Raw genomic sequence first — 19,509 nt, forward strand, 5'->3', positions numbered from 1 at the left:
CATGGTTCTCCCCGTGCATCGATAACTGTGGACGGTGTCGTGCAGTCTCCGCGGCCGGCTGGTCAGAACCGGTCGTGGAGCTGGCTGAGCACAGCCTCACAGCGGCCGTCGACATCCCATCGACAACGGGTCGACACCGCAGGTCCGGGCGAGCGCTACGGCTCCGGCAGTCGTTCCGCCAGGGAGGCCCGATCGAGACAGCGCGTGATCCTGACGCGCAGCGGATTCGACTCCGGGAGGTTGAGCTCGTCGGCGATGACCAGGGCTTGGGACCACGCCTCGCGGGCGGCGGCCGGATCGCCGGCGGCGCGGTGCGCGTCGCCTATGTAGCCCAGCCCGATCGCCATGCTCTGCCGGTCGCCCGTCTGCCGGAACAGGACGAGGGCTCGCCGGTAGCAGTCGACGGCCCGCTGGTGTTCGCCGAGCTGGTGCCGGATGTATCCGATGCTGTCCCAGTTGTGGGCTTGGCCGTTGAGGTCCAGGGTCTGCCTCGCCAGGTCGAGGGCTTGCCTGCAGTGCGCGAGAGCCTCGGCGTAGTCGCCGAGGTGGGCGTGGTACCAGCCGATGCCGCCCAGGGCGGCGGACTGCCCGGCTCGATCGTCCACGGCCAGGTAGTGCTTGAGACTGTCGTAGGCGTGCGCGAGCGCCTCGCGATGGCGCTGCTGCGCCCCCAGAGCGCGGGCGAAGGCCTGGTGGGTGTGAGCCTGTCCGATGTGGTTCCCGAACCGTTCGTAGATCTCCAGCGCGCGTTCGAAGTGGCCGATGGCCGTGTCCTGGTCGAGAGCGACGTGGGAGAGACCGAGGCCGAGGTGGGCGTTGGCCTGCGCGGTCTGGTCGCCGTGGCGTTGGGCCGCTCTCAGCGCGGCGGTCTGCACGACGGCCAGCGACAGCCAGTGTCCCTGCCGGTCGAGGAACGTGGCGAGCGTCGCAGCGAGCTGCCAGGCATAGGGATGGAAATCCTGAGGAGGGCGTTCGACGATGGCGGCGAGCACGGGAAGTTCGGCGGCGAACCAGGTCAGCGCCTGCCCGTGGTCGCCGGGGAGTGCGAGGGCGGTGTCCGGGGCCGCGCGGGCGAGGGTGATCAGGCTCTGTTTGCGGGTCAGGAGAGAGCCGGCCGCGTCGGCCGTGTGCAGGTAGTGGTCGAGCATGCGCCGCGTCGCCGCGTGCCGGGCGTCGTCGCCCTCGTGCGTGGCGACCTGCTCCGCCGCGTACGCGCGGAGCAGGTCGTGGAGGGAGTACCGGCCCGGGGCGATCTCGTTGACCAGGTGCACCCGGACCAGTTCGGCCAAGAGGGCCCGCACGCGCGCCGGGGGCAGGCCCACCAGGCTGGCCGCCGCGTGCAGCGAGACGTCGCGCTCCGGATGCAGGCCCAGGAGCCGGAAGAGCCGGGCGGGCGTCTCGGCGAGCGCGTTGCAGGAGCCCGCGAAGACCGCCCGGATCTCGGAGACGGGGTCGCCGCCGTTGAGGGTGTCCAGACGGCCGTCGATCTCCTCCAGCTCGTGGGCGAGTGCCGCGAGCGGCAGGTGTGGCTGGGCGGCCGCGCGGCCGGCGATGATGGCGAGCGCCAGCGGCAGTCCCGCGCAACGTTCGATGATCGACGACACGGCGGCGGGTTCGGCGGCCACCCGGGCGGCACCGAGTCGATACGTCAGAAGGGCGCCGGCTTGGGCTGCGGTGAGCAGATCGACGACGAGCAGATCCGCACCCTCCACCGCGGCCAGGCTGGCCAGGCGGTTGCGGCTCGTGATCAGCGCCATGCAGCCGGGTGCGGCGGGCAGAAGCGGCCGGACCTGCTCGGCGTCGCGGGCGTTGTCCAGCACCACCAGCATCCGGCGGTCGTTCAGCAGGCTGCGGTACAGGCCCGTCTGCGCCTCCAGGCTCGGCGGGACGCCGGCCGGGGAGACGCCGAGGGCGTCCAGGAACCCGCGGACGGCCTGGGCCGGGCTCACCGCGGATCCGGCCGGGTCGAAGCCGCGCAGGTTCACGTACAGCTGCCCGTCGGGGAAGCGCTCCGCGACGCGGCGCGCCCAGTGCACGGCCAGGGTGGTCTTGCCCACTCCCGCGGTGCCGGAGACCGCGCAGACGACGGCGCCGGCCGGGTGCGCGCCGGCCAGAACCATGTCGAGAGAGACGAGCTCCCGCTCCCGGTCGGTGAAGCCCGCCACGTCCGGTGGCAGCTGGGCCGGCCGCGGGATGCCGACCGCCGGCGCGCCGATGCGGGCGCCGAGCAGCCGGGGGTCGTGCGACAGCACCTGGCGGTGGATCTCGGCCAGCGCCGGTGACGGCTCCATGCCGGACTGCTCGATGAGAGCGGCGCGGGCCCGTACGTACATCTCCAGCGCCTCGGCGTGGCGGCTTCCCCGGCACAGGGCGATCATCAACTGTCCCCAGAGCCGCTCGTGCCCGGGATGACGCTCCGTCAGGGTCAGCAGTTCCCCGACCAACGCCTCACCGGCGCCGATCGCGAGTTCGGCGTCGATGCGATCCTCGACGGCGCGCAGCCGTAACTGGTTCAGCCGGGTCGCCTCCTGGCGGAGCAGCGCGACCTCCGCGAACTCGCCATAGGCGTCACCGCGCCATAGCGACAGAGCGGCGGACAGGCGTTCGCGCGCGATCGACGGCTGCTCGGCCACCAGGGCGCGCCCTTCGGCCGTCAGCCGCTCGAACCTGGCCGCGTCCAGCCCGTCGGCCTCCAGGCGCAGCACGTAACCGGACGGATGCGTGGAGATCAGGGCCGTCTGAGGCTCTGCCCGGTCGGCGGGTGACAGCACCTTGCGCATCCGTGACACGTAGGTGCGCACGGTTCGATGGGCATCCGGCGGCGCGTCCAGCCCCCACAGCCCCTCCGCCAGCGCCCGCACCGTCACCACCCGGCCGGCGTCGGCCGTGAGCAGCGCGAAGAGCAGCCTCAGCCGCCGGCCGCCCAGATCCAGCGCCTCGCCGGCGACCCGCACCTCCAGAGGGCCCAGGACCCGGACGTCGCCCCAGCCCGCCGCATCTCCTGTGCTCATGGCCGGTATCCAGGTGGTTCCGTCGTCTCGCAGCACGGCTACTCCCACAGCGCTCGGTTCGCGGATCGGCCCCCTCTCATGTGAATCGTTCGAGACGCTTCTGATGCCTCTGTCGCGAGGTTTATGGACTGTCACCCGGCGCGGTCGAGGTCCTGGACACGCACACCCGCTTGCTGCGCAAAGACTACTGAGCTGCCACGACGAGTCCGTTCAGGCGGTGTCGCCGCCGTCGGCGAGCAGGGTGCTGCCCGTCATGAAGGCGGAGTTCTCAGCCGCTCGCGCTCTCGTCGACGCGGTAGTGCGCGTTCAGCAGCGGCCACGTCACTCCGGCCATCTCGGCGGGCGCGCGCGGGCATCCGCCTTCGAGCCAGTCGGCCGCCACGCCCATGAGCGCGCCCGCGGCGAACGAGGCCGTCACGTCGTGGGGGAAGCGCTCGGGCCACTCGCCGGCGTCGGCGTGGGCCAGGCGGTCCTGGATGACGGCGGAGATGCGGCGGCGGATGTGGCCTGCGACGCGCGCGCTGCCGTGCGGCCCGAGCAGCGCGCGGTACAGCCCGGCGTGCCCGGCCAGGCTGGCGAAGAAGGCCTCCAGCGAGCGGGTCGCCTCCCGTACCAGGTCCGGCGAGTTCAGGGCGGGTCCTGGCAGGGACTCGATCAGGTCGTCGATCATCGCGGTGCAGGCATCTTCGGCCAGTTCGTGGACGTCCCGGTAGTGGTCGTAGAAGGCGGAACGGCTCACGCCGGCGTCCTCGGCGACGTCCGAGACGCTGATCCGGGCCAGGTCCCGCTGCTCGACCAGCCGCAGCAGCGCCTGGGCCAGGGCTGATCGGGTCCGGCGGACGCGCCGGTCACCGGACGGGCTGGTGCTCGCTCTCGCAGTGGCCACGTTCCTCAGCGTAACCGATAAACGACAGATGTCGGTTTTCTTGCAGTTGTCGGTTATGCCGGGAGTGTGGGCATCCAGGATCTGAGCGACCCGTTCACGCGCCTCGGCGGCGTCGAGCCGGTCAACGGTACCCCCAGGCGCCGGCGTACTTGGCGAGCTGAGGCGAGAGCTTGACGTCGGCGAAGGTGCGGGCGGGCTGGATCTTGCCGGACTTGATGTTGTCGCTGCGGTCGCCCAGGTTCGGCAGGAAGCGGCCGTGGTCGTGACTGCCGTAGTCGAGCATGCCCGGCTCCCAGGCCACGCCCAGGTAGTCGCAGACCTCGCGGGTGACCCGTTCGGGCTCCGTGGTCAGCTCCTCGTACCGGAGCGTCAGGCCGTCGAGGGTGCGGCGGGCCTTCTCCAGGGGCTTGAAGTACTTCAGCGCGTTGGCCTCCAGGGCTTCCCGGGTGGCGGTGTTGCCCTTGCGGTTCTCCAGTGAGGAGACCACGCCTTCCGGGTGGCGCAGCAGGAAGAGGAAGCGGGCGTCCGGCCAGGCGTACTTCAGCCGTTCCCAGATGAAGACGTTGCCCGGGGTCTTGTCGACGATGACGTCCTTGCCGCTGCGCCGCAGCTCCAGGTGCAGAATGCGGTCCCAGAGCACGTGCTCCAGCTCCACCTGGTCCAGGCCGAGCTCCAGCATGGACTCCTCGGAGAAGCCGGGGGTGGGCTGCACCCGCAGGGTGCGCAGGTGGAGTTCGTGCGGGGCGCGGATGCGGGAGTGGCTGTTGAGGAGGGTGCGCAGCAGTGTGGAGCCGGAGCGCACGGGCGCGATCACGAACACCGGGGAGGGGACCTGCCGAGGCATGATCGGGACGCTGTAGTCGACGACCTGCACGCGTTTGGGTGGTCGCGGGGACTCGGCGGGCCTGTTCGCTTCCTGGAACTTCAACGGCATCGGCGGGCGCAGCGCCTGGCCCAGAAGCCGAACTCTCCGCCTGATGCCGGTCTTCACCACGCTCATGCGCGACTTGCTGCCTTTCCGTCCGCGTGCTTCCCGCTCCCCGGGTGAACCGAGTCAGACAAACGTAACTTAAAGGATATGTCGTGACAAAGGCCATGCAAGGCCCTTACCTGGGGGTTGAGGGTGCAGACAACGTATCCCGCCCATGCACACCGGGCATCCGCACGGCTACGACTCCCAGGAAACTGCCAGGCAGCCCGCACGCACGGACTTCTCACCCGCCGCAGGGGCCGACCTGAAAGTTTCACCCCTCGCCGAGGCTGCGTCCCAGGTCACGGGCTCGCCCCGTCGGCGCTCGTTGAGGTTCGGCCGCGCCCGTGCCTACGGTGCGGGGGTCCGCAGACGCCGATCCCGTACGAGGAGCCCCGGCATGCGCGCCCGTCTCGTCACCGCCCTGCTCATGGTCCTGTCCGCCCTGGTCGTCCTCGCTCCCGGCGCGCGGGCCCAGGTTCTGGGCGGATTCGACTTCGACCGGGCGGAGGTGTCCGTCACCGGGTTGCGGGTGCCGTGGGGGCTGGCGTTCCTGCCCGACGGCAGCGGACTGGTGGCCGAGCGCGACGGGCGGATCTCGCAGGTACGCCCCGGCCAGGCGCCCGTCCAGGTCGCCACGGTCTCCGGCGTGAGCGCCTCGGGCGAGGCCGGCCTGCTCGGCCTCGCGGTCAGGGACGGCTGGGTCTACGCGTACTTCACCAGCACCGCCGGCGACAACCGCCTGGTCAGGTTCCAGCTCAGCGCGCCGCAGACGCAGACGGTGATCCTCTCCGGGGTGCCCAGCGCGACGGTCCACGACGGCGGGCGCATCGCCTTCGGTCCCGACGGCATGCTGTACGTGGCCACCGGCGACGCGGGCGCCACGGCCAACGCGCAGAACCTCAACAGCCTCGCGGGGAAGATCCTGCGCATCACACCCACCGGCGCGATCCCCGCCGACAACCCGTTCCCCGGCTCCCGGGTCTGGAGCTACGGCCACCGCAACGTCCAGGGGCTAGCCTGGGACGAGCAGGGCAGGATGTACGCCACCGAGTTCGGCCAGAACACCTGGGACGAGATCAACCGCATCGTGGCGGGCGGCAATTACGGCTGGCCCACCTGCGAAGGCTCCTGCGGCAACGGCTCCTTCCGCGCCCCGATCGTCACCTGGGCGACGTCCCAGGCGTCGCCGAGCGGTCTGGCGTACGCGAACGGCACGCTCTTCGCGGCGGCGCTGCGCGGCCAGCGGGTGTGGGCGGTGCCGCTGAACGCGGACGGCACGGCGGGCACCCCGCAGGCCGAGTTCGTCTCGGAGTACGGCAGGCTGCGCACGATCGAGGTGGGCCCCGACGGCCGGCTCTGGGTGGCGACCAGCAACCGCGACGGCCGCGGCACCCCGACCGCCCAGGACGACCGGATCATCCGCGTCCCTCCGGTCTCGACCGGGGGCGACACCACCCCGCCGACCGCGCCGGGGAACCTGACCGCGACCGGCACGACGGCCACCGCGACCACCCTGACGTGGGCCGCCTCCACCGACGACACCGGCGTCACCGGTTACGACGTGCTGCGCGCGCCGGGCTCGTCGGGCGGCTCGTTCGCCCAGGTGGGCACCTCCGCGACCACGACGTTCACGGCCACCGGGCTGACGCCGCAGAGCACGTACCGCTTCCAGGTCCGCGCCCGTGACGCGGCGGGCAACCTCTCCCCCGTCTCCGGCACGGTCACCGTCACCACCGCCCCGGGCGACGCCACGGGCGGGTGCACGGCGGTGGCCACCGTCCAGACGCAGTGGGCCACCGGGTACGTCGTCCAGCCGGTCACGGTGACCAACACCGGGACGTCCCCCATCACCGGCTGGCGGGTCACGGTCACCCTGCCCGCCGGGCACCAGATCACCGGCTCGTGGAACGCCGCCGGGACCGGCGCGGTCTTCGACAACGCCCCCTACAACGGCGCCCTGGCTCCCGGACAGAGCACCACGTTCGGCTTCCAGGCCAGTCGCCCCGGCGGCACCGGGGTCCCCACCGGCTACGCGTGCGCGGTGCGCTAGCTTGCCGGGATGGACCGCACACCTCCGATCTTCACCGGCGACGAGCGGGCGCTGCTCTACAGCTTCCTCGACTGGGAGCGCGAGACGCTCGCCGCCAAGTGCGCCGGGCTGAGCGAGGAACAGCTGCGCGAGCGGGCCGTGCCGCCGTCGAACCTGTCCCTGCTCGGCCTGGTCAGGCACATGGCGCATGTCGAGCGCGCCTGGTTCCGCGCGATCATCGACGGCGAGGACGTGCCGCGGCTGTGGGGCAAGGACACCCACCAGGACGCCGACTTCGAGGATGTGGACACCGCCTCGGCCGAGGAGGCGTTCGCCACCTGGCGGGCCGAGATCGAGCGGGCCCGCGAGATCTCGGCCGCTCTTCCGCTGGACGCGCTCGCCAAGCAGCGGCGCCATGGCAACGACGTCTCCCACCGCCGCACCCTGATCCACGTCATCCAGGAGTACGCCCGCCACAACGGCCACGCCGACCTGCTGCGCGAGCGGATCGACGGCACGACCGGGGAGTAGCGGGGGGCCGTTCTCGTTGGCCTCCGCCCCGGCGAACCGCCAGAATGGCGCGATGAGCGTGGCTGACAGCACGGAGACCGACTGGGTGTCCCGATTCGCCGATGAGGTGATCGCCGAGGCGGAGCGCCGCGCGCCGGGCGAGCCCATCGTGTGCGCCTCGGGCCTCAGCCCGTCAGGGCCGATCCACCTGGGCAACCTGCGCGAGGTGATGACCCCTCACCTGGTGGCCGACGAGATCCGCAGGCGCGGGCACGCGTGCGTGCACCTGCTGTCGTGGGACGACTACGACAGGTTCCGCAGGGTGCCGGCGGGCGTCGACCCGTCGTGGGCCGAGCACGTCGGCAAGCCGCTCAGCTCGGTGCCCGCGCCTCCGGGCAGCGACCACGCCTCGTGGGCCGACCACTTCAAGGCGCCCATGGTCGAGGCGCTGGAGGAGCTGGGCGTCGACTACCGCGGCATCAGCCAGACCGAGCAGTACACCTCGGGCGCCTACCGCGAGCAGATCCTGACCGCCATGCGCGAGCGCGCGGGCATCGACGCGGTGCTGGCCCGCTACCGCACCAAGCAGGGCGAGGAGCGGCCGGGCGCGGCCTACTTCCCGTATCGCCCGTACTGCGAGATGTGCGAGCGCGACCTGACCACGGTCACCGCCTATGACGACGACACCACCGAGCTGGCCTACAGCTGCGTGTGCGGGTTCGGCGAGACGGTGCGGCTGGCCGAGCACGACCGCGGCAAGCTGGCGTGGAAGGTCGACTGGCCGATGCGGTGGGCGTACGAGGGCGTGGTGTTCGAGCCGTCGGGCGTCGACCACCACTCGCCCGGCTCGGCCTGGGTGGTCGGCGGGGAGATCGTCGGCCCGGTGTTCGGCGGGGAGCGGCCGATCGGGCCGATGTACGCGTTCGTCGGCATCACCGGCATGGCCAAGATGAGCAGTTCGAAGGGTGACGTGCCGACCCCGGCCGACGCGCTGCGCATCATGGAGGCGCCGGTGCTGCGCTGGCTGTACGCGCGCCGCAAGCCGTCCCAGTCCTTCAAGGTCGCCTTCGACCAGGAGATCCAGCGGCTCTACGACGAGTGGGACGCGCTCGGCCGCAAGGTGGCCGAGGACGCGGCTCAGCCCGCCGAGCTGGCCGCGCACGCCAGGGCCGTGCGCACCTCGCGCGGCCCGCTGCCCGCCACCCCCCGGCCCGTGGCCTACCGGACGCTCGCCTCCATCGCGGACGTCACGACCGGCGACACCGGCCAGATCGGGCGCATTCTCGGCGACCTCGACGGCGTCGCCGCGCTCGACGAGGTCCGGCCGAGGCTGGACCGGGCGCAGGCGTGGATCGACACGCACGTGCCCGCCGACCAGCGCACGCGGGTGCGCGAGTCGCCCGACGAGGAGCTGCTGGGCTCGCTCGGCGAGGACGAGCGCGAGTCGCTGCGCATGCTGACGGAGGGCCTCGACGAGCACTGGTCGCTGGAAGGGCTGACCACGCTGGTGTACGGGGTGCCGAAGCTGCGGGCCGGGCTGGCGGCCGACGCCAAGCCGACGCCCGAGGTGAAGGCGGCGCAGCGGGCCTTCTTCGCGCTGCTCTACCGGCTGCTGGTGGGCCGCGACACCGGGCCCCGGCTGCCGACCCTGCTGCTGGCCGTGGGCGCCGATCGGGTGCGGAAGCTGGTCGCCGCCTGACGGGTCCCCGCTGAAGCACATGAGACGGCTGTTTGTCAAGACTTCATGACTAGACCGGACGATCGCCCGTAAGACGGCTTTTATCGGTGTATGTTCCCAGGTCACAGGATGGTCGGCGACACGCAGACGCGCGAACACTGCAAGGCGTCAGCAAGTGTTCTGCATGCGCGTGGAGGGATCTTTGGCCGCATGAACGAGCAGCACTCCCCCGTCACCGTCAGCGTCATCGTCCCGGCGCTGAACGAGGCAGACAACCTCCCCCACGTGTTCGCCACCCTACCGGCCTGGATCGACGAGGTGATCCTCGTCGACGGCGACTCGGAGGACGACACGGTGGCGGTCGCCCGGCGTCTGCGTCCCGATCTGCGCGTGGTGACCCAGACCCGGCGCGGCAAGGGGAACGCCCTCATCGAGGGCGCCGCGGCGGCCAAGGGCGACATCATCGTCATGATGGACGCCGACGGCTCGACCGACGGCCGCGAGATCCACTCGTTCGTGATCGCGCTCACCGGCGGCGCCGACTTCGCCAAGGGCTCACGCTACGCGCCGGGCGGCGGCTCCGACGACCTCAGCCCGCTGCGCTCCCTCGGCAACCGCGCCCTCACGACCCTGACCAACCTGCTGTACGGGACGCGCTACACCGACCTGTGCTACGGCTACAACGCGTTCTGGGCCCGCCATCTGGACGCGCTCGCCCTCGACTGCGACGGCTTCGAGATCGAGACCCTGATGAACATCCGCGCCGCCAGGGCCGGGCTGACCGTCCGTGAGGTGCCCAGCCACGAGCGCTGCCGCATCCACGGTGAGAGCAACCTGCACGCGCTGCGCGACGGCTGGCGGGTGCTGAAGACCATTCTCCGGGAGCGATTTCGCACCTCCGCCGCCCCTCGGACCCAGGTGGCGCTCGCCAAGTGAAGGGTGACACTGTCTAACCATGCGTTACATCGTGATCGGCGCCGGCGCGGTCGGCGGCACCATCGGAGCGCGGCTCCACCAGAGCGGGCACGAGGTGCTTCTCGTCGCCCGCGGGGCTCACTACGAGGCACTGCGCGAGCGCGGCCTGCGCCTGGTCACTCCCGACTCCGACCAGGTCCTCGACATCCCGGCGACCGACGGCCCGGTGCCGGCGCGCGACGACGACGTGCTGGTCGTCGCCACCAAGTCGCAGGACACGGTGGCCGCGCTCGACCCGTGGCCCCGCCACCTGCCGGTGGTGTGCGCCCAGAACGGGGTGGCGAACGAGCGGTCCGCGCTGCGCCGCTTCGCGAAGGTGTACGGCATGTGCGTGTGGCTGCCCGCCCTCCACACCGAGTCCGGCGTGGTGGCCGCCTACGGGTGGCCGCGCTCCGGGCTGCTGCACGTCGGCTGCTACCCCGGCGGCGCCGACGAGCTGTCCAAGCAGATCGCCACCGACCTCGGCCGCAGCCACTTCGTCGCGCTGACCGCCACCGAGGTCATGCGGTGGAAGTACGGCAAGCTGCTGAGCAACCTGGCCAACGCCGTCGAGGCGCTGTGCGGGCCCGCGCCCGGCGCCCAGGCCGTGCGGGAGCACGCCAGGGCCGAGGGCACCGCGGTGCTGGAGGAGGCCGGCATCCCGTACTCCACTCCGCAGGAGGAGCGTGAGCTGCGCGGCGACCGGGTGGACATGCGCCCGATCGGCGGCGAGGCGCGCGGCGGCGGCTCGTCCTGGCAGAGCCTGGCCAGGGGTGCGGGCTCGATCGAGGCCGACTACCTCAACGGCGAGATCGTCCTGCTGGGGCGCGAGCTCGGCTTCCCGACCCCGGTCAACGAGGTGCTGCAGCGCGAGGCCAACCGGTTCGCCCGCGAACGGCGGACGCCGGGATCGATGACCGTGGCGGAGCTGACCGAGCTCATCGGCGGGCGTTCCGCATCCGGATCCCGCTGAACTCCAGGCTGCTGGCGATCACCTCGTCCCAGAACGGCCAGAGGCTGTCGAGCAGCCGCACCTGGATGCCCGCCCGTTCGTGCAGCTCGACCAGGTCTCCCACCCGCTCGGGCGGCCCGAGCGGCGTCACCGGCGTCGTCGACACCATGGCGTGCGGCGGGTCCCCGATGGGCGTGAAGGCGGCGGCGGCGAACCGGTAGGCGTAGAGCTCCGCCCCCAGCATCGGCTTCAGCCAGCCGTACTCGATGGCGTGCACGCGCTCGCCGCAGCCCGCGCCGACGATCCGCGCCGCGTCCTCGGCGGTGGTCCGCGGTCCCGTCCAGGCCATCGCCCGCGGGCAGGCGCGCGGGAACCAGTAGTCGGGGCACCGGTCCGGTCCGACCGCCCACACGTACGGCTCGGCCACCCTGGACGTGGGGGCGACGTGGGGGACGAACCGCTCGATCGTCGGGTCCTCCGAGAAATGCAGCACCTCGCCGGGATCGGGCCTCATACCACCATCGTTGCGCATATCCCGACTCCATCGGGGAAGTGAGAGGTCGCGGTTGACGAGAAGGGGTGAGTACAGATGATCTTCCTGGGTCTTTTACTGGTGATCCTCGGAGTCGGCGGGGCCATCCTCGTCTTCGCCGAAGAAGGCACCAGGTACGACGTCTTCGGCTATGTCTTCGAGCCGAACCACGTGGAGATGTTCGTCGCGGGCGCCGCCGCCGCGGCCGTGCTCCTGCTCGGGCTGTGGCTGATCGCCCTCGGCTCGCGCAGGTCCGCCAGGCGCCGCCGCGCCCTGCGTGGCGTCCGGGCCGACGCCTCCCAGCGGGTGGCCGAGCTGGAGAACGAGAAGCGCCGGCTGCAGGAGCGGCTGGAGAAGGAGCAGGCGGCGAAGGAGCAGGCGGAGAAGGAGCAGGCCGCCAAGGAGGACCCCGCGAAGGACCGGGTGGTGACGGACCGGGTGGCGAGGCACGCCGCCGACGATCGCGCCACCACTACCACCGCCCCGGCCATGACCGCCGACGATCGGCTGGTCGCCCGCGGCACCGAGGAAAGCCGGCGATGAACGCCCCTGGCGCGGGGGCGTGGAGCCCCCGCGCCGGCGCATGACCCCGGCTCGTACGGGGGTGTACTCTGCGAGGCGCCCGCACCTGCCTCCGGAGGTCGCATGCCCCCCACGCGTGGCCGCCCCATCGCGATCAAACTGCTCATCCTCCTGCTCGTCCCGCTGACCTCCCTGGTGGGGCTCTGGGCCTTCGCGGCCGCTCTGACGGCGGGTGACGGCATCCGGATGCTGGAGACCGACAAGCTGTCGACCAACCTGGCGCAGCCGTCGAGCGAGCTGACGACTCACCTGCAGAACGAACGGCTGTCGTCGATCCAGTACGTCATCGCAAAGCGCAACCCCGAGACGCTGTTCCTGCAGCGCACGCTGACCGACAAGGCGGCCGCGGGCCTGCGCGAGCTGGCCGGGCGGCAGACCGACCTGACCCCCGCGATGAACGCGCAGCTCGACCTGCTGTTCCGGCAGCTCGACCGGCTCAGCCAGATCCGCGACGACGTCGACGGGCCCGCCCCCTCGCCGCTCGATCTGATCAACGGCTACAACCAGATCATCGACGCCTCCTTCCGCATGTACGACGCCCTGGTCCTGGTGCCCGACCTGAGCCTCTATCGCAACGGGCGGGCGCTGGCCATGATGGTCGAGGCCAAGGAGATGCTCTCCAGGGAACGCGCGATGATCTCCGTGGTGGTCAGCAGGGGCCGGGTGACCAGCGCGGAGCGCGAGGCGTTCGCCGAGTGGGCGGCCACCAGGCGGCTGCTCTACTCCCAGGCGCTGTCCCAGCTCGACAGCGAGCTGCGCGCCCCGTACCAGGCGCTGATCAGCTCCGCCATGTACCAGGAGTTCCTGGAGGCCGAGGACACGCTCCGCGAGCAGGCCGTCGTCGGCGCCCTGCCCGCGCAGGCCGCCACCTGGCCGATCGACGCCAACACCATGTGGAAGGCCGTCGAGTCCCGCCAGCGCGCCGCCGACGCGCTCTACGCCCAGCGGGTGGCGCCCGCGGCCACCGGTATCCTCATGAAGATCACCGTCGCGGGCGGGGTGGGCCTGGTCGCGGTGCTCGCCTCGATCCTGCTGTCACTCCGCTTCCGCAAGCGGCTGGTACGCGAGCTCGCCGGGCTCCGCGACGCCGCCACCCACCTGGCGCGGGTGCGCCTGCCCGCGCTGGTCGAGCAGTTGCGGGCCGGGGGCAAGCCGCCCGCCGGGGCCGGGGTGGAGCCGCTGGAGGTCAAGGCGGCGACGGCCGAGGTGCACGACATCGTGCAGGCGTTCAACGACGTGCAGCGCACGGCCGTGGACGCGGCGCTCAGCCAGGCCGGCCTGCGCCACGGCGTCAACCAGGTCTTCGTCAACCTCGCCCGGCGCAACCAGTCGCTGCTGCACCGCCAGCTCATGCAGCTCGACGGCATGGAGCGGGGCACCGAGGACCCGGTCATGCTGGAGGACCTGTTCAAGCTCGACCACCTGACCACCCGCATGCGCCGCCACGCCGAGAGCCTGATCATCCTGTCCGACCAGCAGCCCGGCCGCGGCTGGCGCAACCCGGTGCCGATCGTCGACGTGCTGCGGGCGGCCGTGGCGGAGGTCGAGGAGTACCAGCGGGTCGAGGTGCTGCAGCCGCCGCCGATCTCACTGGTGGGCACGGCCGTGACCGACGTGGCCCACCTGATGGCTGAGCTGGTCGAGAACGCGACGCTGTTCTCGCCGCCGCGCACCCGGGTCGACCTGCGCACCACGTCCACTCCGCACGGCCTCACGGTCGAGGTCGAGGACCGCGGGCTCGGCCTGCCGCGCGAGGAGCTCGACCAGCTCAACGAGCGGCTGGCGAAGAAGCCGGAGTTCGATCTGGCGCAGAGCGACCGGCTGGGCCTGTTCGTGGTCGGCCGGCTGGCGGCCCGCCACGGCATCAAGGTGACCCTCGCCCCGTCGCCGTACGGCGGGCTGACCGCGCGGGTGATGCTGCCCGAGAGCCTGCTGGCCGATCAGCCGGTGCTCGCGGGCCGGTAGCCGCCGTCCCGGGGCCGTCCTCCCGCCGGGGAGGACGGCCCGCACGAGGAACGGCCGCACGAGGAACGGCCGCACGAGACGGCGCACACGAGACGGCGCACACGAGACGGCCCGGACGAGGGGCGCGCGCGGTCAGAGGCGGACGAACGGGTCCTCGAAGTGACACGTGGCCAGCAGGGCGCCGCCCTCGGCCCGCAGCGAGGCCAGCACCTCCGCCCGGGTGGCGGCGGCGCGTTCCTGGTCGTCGTCGTAGAGGTAGCGCACGGCCGGGTCGGCCAGCTGCGCGGGGTGCAGCACGAGGTCGCCGGTCATCGCCAGCTCGCCGACCCGCGCGATCTGGTGGCCGGGGGTGTGGCCGGGGGTCAGGTGGACCCGCAGGCCGGGCGCGACCTCGGCGTCGCCGTCGACGACGTGGAGCTGGCCCTTGATCACGTCGATCACCTGGTCGCGCACGGCGCCGGCGGCGGCCTCCAGCTCGGCGTTCTGGAGCACGTACCGGGCGTTCTCGAACAGCGGCCGGCCGTCCGCGACGGCTCCGCCGGCGTGGTCGGAGTGCAGGTGGGTGAGGATCACGGTGCTGACGTCGGCGGGGTCGGCGCCCGCGGCGGCCAGCTCCCCGGCCAGCGCGCCGGGAACCGGCGCCCAGCTGGACGCCGGCGAGTCGACGCCGCCGATGCCGGTGTCGACCAGGGTCAGCCGGCCCGCGCGGTCACGGATCAGGTAGCAGTGGAAGTGCAGGATCCACGGCTCTTCGGGAAGGTCGGCTCCCGGGAACATCTCGGCGAGCGGGCGTCGGATCGCCTCGCCCATGGGACCGACGGCGTCACAGAGAGGCGTCACCTCGACGCCGGCCACGAGTAACGGTTGGTGGGGCACGCAACCCAGACTAGGCCCGAATCAGCTCAGACTAGGCGGCCACGGGCTCGTGCGGGACGAACTCGTTCTCGAGGTCGGCGGCGAAGACCGCGCGCCGGCAGGTGCCGCACCGGTACATGATCGGGCCCTCGTCGAGCTCGTTGTGGCATCGCGGGCAGCGGGTGCTGTTCATGGTCATCCCCCAAGGATCGTCTGCCTGTATGGAACCTCACCGTCATTGCAAAGGTCCTGCAGGGCGCTTGCGGAATCCATGTCCGGATCGGACAGGACGGCGAGAAGAACATTGTTACGGTCCACCACGCGTTTCACGCGTGAAGACACGAGAATGCCCCGGGAATAGCCCAAGAGGGCTAGGCGTTGCATGGACAGCGACGTGTGATACGTTGCCGGTGGCGTTCGAGCTCCAGCTCCGCCGCTCTCCTTTCTCCCGGCGTTCCCCTCCTTCGCGTGGGCCCCGGGTTCCTCCACACGCGCCGGTGGTTCTCTCTCCGGCATGCCCTCAAAGAGGTCTTTCATGTCTGTTCACGTCATCAGCGGATTGCTGGACGTGCGGGACAAATCCGCATTCCTCCGCGCCCACCACCTTCCTTCGAACGGCGACCTGCGGTTCAGCGCCGACCGGGCCGCCCGGCTCGGGCTCCGGCCCGGCGACCACGTCACCGCCCAGGTCGACCGGGGGACGATCGTCAAGGTCGAGGCCGTCAACGGCGAGAGCCACTGGCGGGACCGGCCGCGGTTCGCCGACCTGACGCCCGTCCATCCCGACGAGCGGCTCCGCCTGGAGACCGAGACGCTCAGCACCCGGGTCATCGACCTGTTCGCGCCGATCGGCAAGGGCCAGCGCGGGCTGATCGTCGCCCCGCCCAAGGCGGGCAAGACCATGGTCCTGCAGGCCCTGGCCACGGCCGTCTCCCGCAACCACCCCGAGGCGCACCTCATGGTCCTCCTGGTCGGGGAGCGGCCGGAGGAGGTCACCGAGATGCGCGCCGGCGTCCAGGGCGAGATCTTCGCCTCCACCTTCGACCATCCCGACCGCGACCACACCGCGATCGCCGAGCTGGCCGTCGAGCGCGCCAAGCGCCTGGTCGAGCAGGGTCGCGACGTCGTGCTCCTGCTCGACTCGCTGACCCGGCTGGCCCGCGCCTACAACACCACCGCGCCCGGCAACGGCAAGACGCTCAGCGGCGGCCTCGACGCCGCCGCGCTGTACCCGCCCAAGCGGTTCTTCGGCGCCGCGCGCAACGTGGCCGGCGGCGGCTCCCTCACCATCCTCGCCACCGCGCTCGTCGACACCGGCTCGCGGCTGGACACCAGCCTGTACGAGGAGTTCAAGGGCACCGGCAACATGGAGCTGCACCTGGTGCGCGACCTGGCCGAGCGCCGCGTGTTCCCGGCCGTGGACCTCGACGCCTCCGGCACCCGCCGGGAGGAGATCCTGCTGTCGGCCGGGGAGCGGCAGGTGGTCTGGCGCCTGCGCCGCTCGCTCACCGGCCTGGAGCGCCACCAGGGCACCGAGATGCTCGTCGGCAAGCTCCGCGAGACGCCGTCCAACGCCGAGTTCCTGGTCCGCGCCGCCGCCACGGTCTGATCACTTGACCGCGCCGCGCAGCACGCCCGAGATCACCCACCGCTGGGCGAACAGGTAGACCAGCAGCGCCGGGGCCAGCGCCATCAGATAGGACGCGAAGGCCGTCGTGTAGTCGGAGCTGAACTGGTTCTGGAACACGTACTGCACCAGCGGCAGCGTACGGGCGCTCGGGCTGGACAGCACGACCAGCGGCAGCAGGAAGTCGTTCCACGCCCACAGGAACGTGAGGATGCCGACCGTGGCGTTCATCGGCGCCAGCAGCGGGAAGATCACCCGCCAGAACACGGTCCAGGTGCCCGCCCCGTCCGTGCGGGCCGCCTCCTCCAGCGACCGGGGGATCGACTTGATGTAGCCCACGTACAGGAAGATGTTGAACGCGAGGCCGTACACCACGTACAGGAAGATCAGTCCGAGCTGGTTGTCCAGGCCCAGGGCCGAGGTCTGTTTGATGACCGGCAGCATGATGATCGGGAACGGCACGAACAGCGCCGAGACGAAGTAGAAGTAGAGCCCTCTGAACACCCTGCTGTGCAGGTTGCGGGCGATGGCGTAGGCCACGAGCGAGTTGGTCAGCAGGGTCAGCAGCACCGCGCCGACGGTGATCAGGGCGCTGTTCAGCGCGGCCTGCGGATAGTTCGTCAGCCGCCACGCCTCGGCGAAGTTGCCCCACTGGGGGTCGTCCGGCAGGTCGAAGCCGGCCCCGGCGAGCTCGGCCGGCTGTTTCAGCGCGGTGACCACCGTGAAGTACAGCGGCACCAGGACCGTCAGCGAGCAGGCCGCCAGGAGGGCGGTCAGCCACCAGTTCACACCTTTGCGACGTACCATCAGGCACTCATCTCCCGGCGTTGCAGGACCCGTAGCTGGAAGACGGAGACCGCGACGATGACGAGGAAGTAGACGACGGCGTTGGCGGTCTGGTAGGCGTACTCGCCGCCCTCCAGGCCGCCCTGGTAGATCAGCAGGGAGACCGAGGTGGTCGCGGTGCCGGGACCGCCGTTGGTCAGGGCCACGATGTGGTCGAAGACCTGCAGGAAGTTCTTCAGTGACAGCACCATGTTGATCGTGAAGAACGGCGCGATCAGCGGGAACACGATGGACCTGAACTGCCGCCAGGCCCCCGCGCCGTCCACCGTCGCGGCCTCGCGGACGTCGCCGGGGATGGTCTGCAGGCCCGCCAGATAGATGATGACGTTGAACGCGACCGCCTGCCAGACGGCCACGACCACGATCCCCAGCCAGGCCAGGTCGGGGTTGACCAGGATGTTGGAGCTCAGCGCGGTGATGCCGAGCGCCTGCGCGACGGCCGGCAGCGCGTTGGCGAACAGGTAGTTGAAGATGTAGCCGACGATGAGGATCGCCAGCACGTTCGGGATGAAGAACACGCCGCGCAGCGTGGTGCGTAACCTGATGCGCGCGTTCAGCCCGAGCGCGATGGCCAGCGCGATCGCGTTAGTGAGGACCGTGGCCACGATCGCGAACTGGAACGTGAACACGTAGGCGTCGAGCACCCGGTCGTCCCTGAGGAGGTTGAGGTAGTTCCTCAGCCCCACGAACGCGTGGGCGCCGTACCCGGGCGAGTCGGTGAGGCTGTAGTAGAAGCCCTGCAGCACCGGCAGCGTGTGGAAGACCGCGAACAGCACGAGCGCGGGGATGACCATCCAATAGAAGGCCCTGGCGGTTCTCGTCATGGGGGGAGTCCTCTGTCACGATCGCCGGGCGGCGACCTTGTCCCACTCGGCGTCCAGCGTCCGCAGGAACGCGTCCTGGTCGCCGTCGATCACGTACTGCTGCAGGTGCTGCTCCAGCTGGATGGTCAGCGGGATGCGGTGGTCGGCGTAGCCGGTCAGCAGGCCCCGCTCGAAGTACGGCATGACGCCCGCGAGCGCCGGGTCCGTGGAGGTGCCGCCTTCGGTCGGCGGCACCGCGAGCTGCTCCTCGGCGTAGGCCTCCATCACTTCTGGACGCATCAGGTAGGAGATGAAGGCCATCGACTCCTCCGGGTGCTCCGGCTCGCGGCCCATGGTCAGCGCCACGTCCACGCCCGACACCAGCCGGGTCGCCTCCGGGTCGTCCGTGGCGGGCAGCGCGAACGTGCCGAGCTCGAAGTCCGGCTCGAACTGCTTGATCGCCGGGAGCGCGAAGCTGCCCTGCAGGTACATGGCCGCCTTGCCCTGGGCGAAGGCCTGGTTGCCGTCGTCGTAGCCGCGCGAGAGCCGGTCCCGCTGCCCGTACCGGAACAGCTCGCCGAGCTTGGACACCACGGGCGGGTACGCCTGCGCGAAGGTGACGCGGCCGGCCTCGCGCCGGTCGAAGAAGTCCGGGGGCGGCAGGTTCGCGGCGAGGGCGTTGAACGCGGGCAGCGTGGTCCAGGCGTCGGCCGGCGTCAGGTAGAACGGGTCCACCCCGGCCGAGCGAAACGTTTCGGCCGCGGCGCGCAGCTCCGTCCAGGTCCGGGGCGGCTCGACGCCGTGCTGCCGGAACAGGTCCTTGTTGTAGATGACCCCGCTCGTGTTGGAGGCGAACGGCAGCCCGTTGACCTCGCCTTCCCGGTGGACGCCGAGGTCGTCGAGTATGCGCTGGATCGGCGGGCTGACGCCGCGGGCGGCCGGGGCGCCGGAGAAGTCGTGGAAGACGCCGGCCGAGGCCAGCTCGCCGAAGACGCCATTGCCGTTTAGCGCGATGACGTCCGGGATGTCGTTCTTCACCAGGCGGGTCCTGATGGCGTTCTCGGCGGTCGGCATGTGGTTCTGGGTCACGTCGATGTGCGGGTGGCCGCGCTCGAACTCCTCGATGATGCGGTCGAAGGTCTCGATCGCCTCGGGCTTGAACTGGAAGAACTCCAGCTCCACCCGCCCGTCCCCGGCCTGGGCGCCGCAGCCGCCGGCCAGCAGGACCACCGAGAGGGCGAGAGCGGTGGGCTTCACGACATGCCTCCTATGGGGGGATGCGGTTCCCTGCCCCGCCGGATGCCCT

Annotated in this window: 17 protein-coding genes; 8 read left to right on the forward strand and 9 right to left on the reverse strand. The window is 71.3% G+C overall.

Annotation, left to right across the window (positions count from 1 at the left end):
* Window positions 1-155 precede the first annotated feature (155 nt).
* From OUY22_RS09430 to OUY22_RS09440, 3 genes are all read right to left on the reverse strand, one after another.
* Window positions 156-3,011: an AfsR/SARP family transcriptional regulator gene (locus tag OUY22_RS09430; RefSeq protein ID WP_270154447.1), complete on the reverse strand. Its 2,856-nt coding sequence runs from the start codon at window positions 3,009-3,011 to the stop codon at window positions 156-158.
* Window positions 3,012-3,279: 268 nt separating this feature from the next.
* On the reverse strand, window positions 3,280-3,897 hold the full coding sequence (locus OUY22_RS09435; RefSeq protein WP_270154448.1) for a TetR/AcrR family transcriptional regulator: 618 nt from the start codon (window positions 3,895-3,897) through the stop codon (window positions 3,280-3,282).
* Window positions 3,898-4,018: 121 nt separating this feature from the next.
* Window positions 4,019-4,897 carry a sulfotransferase family protein gene (locus OUY22_RS09440; protein WP_270154449.1) on the reverse strand — a complete coding sequence of 293 codons (879 nt, stop codon included), beginning with the start codon at window positions 4,895-4,897 and terminating at the stop codon, window positions 4,019-4,021.
* Window positions 4,898-5,267: 370 nt separating this feature from the next.
* Here OUY22_RS09440 and OUY22_RS09445 point away from each other — a divergent pair, with 370 nt between their 5' ends.
* The 5 genes from OUY22_RS09445 to OUY22_RS09465 all read left to right on the forward strand — a co-directional run bounded on the left by OUY22_RS09445 (window position 5,268) and on the right by OUY22_RS09465 (window position 11,014).
* Window positions 5,268-6,920 (forward strand): PQQ-dependent sugar dehydrogenase, encoded by a 1,653-nt coding sequence (locus tag OUY22_RS09445; protein ID WP_270154450.1) that lies wholly within the window; start codon window positions 5,268-5,270, stop codon window positions 6,918-6,920.
* Between the two features lie 9 nt (window positions 6,921-6,929).
* Window positions 6,930-7,430, forward strand: coding sequence for a DinB family protein (locus tag OUY22_RS09450; protein WP_270154451.1), 501 nt, complete (start codon window positions 6,930-6,932; stop codon window positions 7,428-7,430).
* 52 nt (window positions 7,431-7,482) lie between these two features.
* Complete coding sequence (lysS, locus tag OUY22_RS09455) at window positions 7,483-9,108, forward strand: lysine--tRNA ligase (protein ID WP_270154452.1); 1,626 nt, start codon at window positions 7,483-7,485, stop codon at window positions 9,106-9,108.
* A 189-nt stretch (window positions 9,109-9,297) separates the two neighbouring features.
* A complete protein-coding gene (locus OUY22_RS09460) occupies window positions 9,298-10,023 on the forward strand; it encodes a glycosyltransferase family 2 protein (protein ID WP_270154453.1) in 726 nt (241 codons plus the stop codon).
* Window positions 10,024-10,042: 19 nt separating this feature from the next.
* The gene (locus OUY22_RS09465; protein WP_270154454.1) at window positions 10,043-11,014 is read left to right on the forward strand and encodes a ketopantoate reductase family protein; all 972 of its coding nucleotides are present in this window, start codon (window positions 10,043-10,045) and stop codon (window positions 11,012-11,014) included.
* On the opposite strand, the gene OUY22_RS09470 is transcribed toward OUY22_RS09465, so the two are convergent.
* Window positions 10,980-11,507, reverse strand: a complete 528-nt coding sequence (locus OUY22_RS09470) for a DUF6886 family protein (protein WP_270154455.1) — start codon at window positions 11,505-11,507, stop codon at window positions 10,980-10,982. The genes OUY22_RS09465 and OUY22_RS09470 overlap by 35 nt on opposite strands.
* A gap of 99 nt (window positions 11,508-11,606) precedes the next feature.
* Between OUY22_RS09470 and OUY22_RS09475 the strand changes: the two genes are divergently transcribed.
* Together OUY22_RS09475 and OUY22_RS09480 are read left to right on the forward strand one after the other, a co-directional pair.
* Complete coding sequence (locus OUY22_RS09475) at window positions 11,607-12,068, forward strand: hypothetical protein (RefSeq protein WP_270154456.1); 462 nt, start codon at window positions 11,607-11,609, stop codon at window positions 12,066-12,068.
* Between the two features lie 102 nt (window positions 12,069-12,170).
* A complete protein-coding gene (locus OUY22_RS09480) occupies window positions 12,171-14,072 on the forward strand; it encodes a sensor histidine kinase (RefSeq protein ID WP_270154457.1) in 1,902 nt (633 codons plus the stop codon).
* Between the two features lie 132 nt (window positions 14,073-14,204).
* Here OUY22_RS09480 and OUY22_RS09485 read toward each other — a convergent pair whose 3' ends face one another.
* Together OUY22_RS09485 and OUY22_RS09490 are read right to left on the reverse strand one after the other, a co-directional pair.
* On the reverse strand, window positions 14,205-14,948 hold the full coding sequence (locus OUY22_RS09485; RefSeq protein WP_270154458.1) for an MBL fold metallo-hydrolase: 744 nt from the start codon (window positions 14,946-14,948) through the stop codon (window positions 14,205-14,207).
* Window positions 14,949-14,979: 31 nt separating this feature from the next.
* Window positions 14,980-15,126: a hypothetical protein gene (locus tag OUY22_RS09490; protein ID WP_270154459.1), complete on the reverse strand. Its 147-nt coding sequence runs from the start codon at window positions 15,124-15,126 to the stop codon at window positions 14,980-14,982.
* 336 nt (window positions 15,127-15,462) lie between these two features.
* Here OUY22_RS09490 and rho point away from each other — a divergent pair, with 336 nt between their 5' ends.
* Window positions 15,463-16,536, forward strand: coding sequence for a transcription termination factor Rho (gene rho / locus OUY22_RS09495; RefSeq protein WP_333486643.1), 1,074 nt, complete (start codon window positions 15,463-15,465; stop codon window positions 16,534-16,536).
* Here the strand turns inward: rho and OUY22_RS09500 are convergent, their stop codons facing one another.
* From OUY22_RS09500 to OUY22_RS09510, 3 genes are read right to left on the reverse strand one after another with little or no spacing between them, the layout of a single operon-like run.
* Window positions 16,537-17,361 (reverse strand): carbohydrate ABC transporter permease, encoded by an 825-nt coding sequence (locus OUY22_RS09500; RefSeq protein ID WP_270154460.1) that lies wholly within the window; start codon window positions 17,359-17,361, stop codon window positions 16,537-16,539.
* Complete coding sequence (locus tag OUY22_RS09505; protein ID WP_270154461.1) at window positions 17,361-18,224, reverse strand: carbohydrate ABC transporter permease; 864 nt, start codon at window positions 18,222-18,224, stop codon at window positions 17,361-17,363. The genes OUY22_RS09500 and OUY22_RS09505 overlap by 1 nt, the downstream gene beginning before the upstream one ends.
* Before the next feature lie 15 nt (window positions 18,225-18,239).
* On the reverse strand, window positions 18,240-19,460 hold the full coding sequence (locus tag OUY22_RS09510) for an ABC transporter substrate-binding protein (protein WP_270154462.1): 1,221 nt from the start codon (window positions 19,458-19,460) through the stop codon (window positions 18,240-18,242).
* Window positions 19,461-19,509: the final 49 nt, after the last annotated feature.

Source organism: Nonomuraea corallina, from assembly GCF_027620315.1.
In the GTDB taxonomy this organism is placed as follows: Bacteria; Actinomycetota; Actinomycetes; order Streptosporangiales; family Streptosporangiaceae; genus Nonomuraea; species Nonomuraea corallina.

Bases quoted from the DNA above. Each gene is read 5' to 3' on its own strand.
- OUY22_RS09430 (WP_270154447.1), bottom strand. From the start codon at position 3,011: ATGAGCACAGGAGATGCGGCGGGCTGGGGCGACGTCCGGGTCCTGGGC.
- OUY22_RS09440 (WP_270154449.1), bottom strand. From the start codon at position 4,897: ATGAGCGTGGTGAAGACCGGCATCAGGCGGAGAGTTCGGCTTCTGGGC.
- OUY22_RS09445 (WP_270154450.1), top strand. From the start codon at position 5,268: ATGCGCGCCCGTCTCGTCACCGCCCTGCTCATGGTCCTGTCCGCCCTG.
- OUY22_RS09450 (WP_270154451.1), top strand. From the start codon at position 6,930: ATGGACCGCACACCTCCGATCTTCACCGGCGACGAGCGGGCGCTGCTC.
- lysS (WP_270154452.1), top strand. From the start codon at position 7,483: ATGAGCGTGGCTGACAGCACGGAGACCGACTGGGTGTCCCGATTCGCC.
- OUY22_RS09460 (WP_270154453.1), top strand. From the start codon at position 9,298: ATGAACGAGCAGCACTCCCCCGTCACCGTCAGCGTCATCGTCCCGGCG.
- OUY22_RS09465 (WP_270154454.1), top strand. From the start codon at position 10,043: ATGCGTTACATCGTGATCGGCGCCGGCGCGGTCGGCGGCACCATCGGA.
- OUY22_RS09470 (WP_270154455.1), bottom strand. From the start codon at position 11,507: ATGAGGCCCGATCCCGGCGAGGTGCTGCATTTCTCGGAGGACCCGACG.
- OUY22_RS09480 (WP_270154457.1), top strand. From the start codon at position 12,171: ATGCCCCCCACGCGTGGCCGCCCCATCGCGATCAAACTGCTCATCCTC.
- OUY22_RS09490 (WP_270154459.1), bottom strand. From the start codon at position 15,126: ATGACCATGAACAGCACCCGCTGCCCGCGATGCCACAACGAGCTCGAC.
- rho (WP_333486643.1), top strand. From the start codon at position 15,463: ATGTCTGTTCACGTCATCAGCGGATTGCTGGACGTGCGGGACAAATCC.
- OUY22_RS09500 (WP_270154460.1), bottom strand. From the start codon at position 17,361: ATGGTACGTCGCAAAGGTGTGAACTGGTGGCTGACCGCCCTCCTGGCG.
- OUY22_RS09505 (WP_270154461.1), bottom strand. From the start codon at position 18,224: ATGACGAGAACCGCCAGGGCCTTCTATTGGATGGTCATCCCCGCGCTC.